This is a genomic window from Staphylococcus sp. 231237_7MaSpsaltlick, assembly GCF_043107035.1.
The window spans coordinates 1-750 of the sequence record NZ_JBICNX010000221.1 but is presented as its reverse complement, the minus strand read 5'-3'; the positions used below and the strand labels follow the sequence as shown (position 1 = coordinate 750).

The 750-nt window shown below is 30.4% G+C and carries 1 protein-coding gene and 1 pseudogene; one reads left to right on the top strand and one right to left on the bottom strand.

Going from position 1 to position 750, the window contains the following annotated elements; genetic code table 11:
* Nucleotides 1-171, top strand: a 171-nt coding sequence (locus tag ACF91D_RS31055; RefSeq protein WP_392438596.1) for a KGG domain-containing protein, incomplete at its 5' end; no start/stop codon positions are given.
* Between the two features lie 310 nt (nt 172-481).
* Here the strand turns inward: ACF91D_RS31055 and ACF91D_RS31050 are convergent.
* Nucleotides 482-750: pseudogene (locus ACF91D_RS31050) on the bottom strand (MFS transporter); the annotation flags it as partial.

The following is a 750-nucleotide window of genomic DNA, read 5'->3' as shown; positions in this document are numbered from 1 at the left end:
GGCCAAAAAGGTGGAGAAAAAACTTCGCAAGAGCACGATAAAGAATTTTATAAAGACATTGGTCAAAAAGGTGGAGAAAAAACTTCACAAGAACACGATAAAGAATTTTATCAAGACATTGGCCAAAAAGGCGGAGAAAAGAGAGCTCAAAATAATAACGAAAACGAATAGCAATCTACGATTTCGATAAAAATATAATAGTATAAACTACTACTCCAAATAGGAGGCTCGTGTAATTAAAAATTACGTGCGTCTCTTATTTTGTGTGGCCTTTAAAAAGAAATTGAATCATCAATATAAGTGACGACTTAGATAAAAACAGTTATGAATCGTAGAATCAGTTAGATATATTCAATAAAGTAACAGTTATGCTAGCAGATATGGAGTCTCGTTTTCCATATCTATTATGTTTGCATTTATAATTTTATTTAATCTTATAAAAGTACCTCTAATTTTAATTATATTTAGCATGTAATATGAATCAATTATAATTTTTATTGCTATTGGGAATTGCTATAAATACTATAATTAAAGCAATAAATGCTAAAGCAATATTAAACGCAAAACCTAAAAAAGCTCCAAATTGCACATTGAAAGCACTTTTTGCAACTAAGTAAAGCGTACTTGATAATGCAACGCCAAATGCGTTACCTAAAGAAGATGACATTTTATATACTCCAGAAGCCATACCTATATGCTCCTGATTAGAGTTAGCAACAACTGTATCCATTGAAGGTGTTGCATAAAACC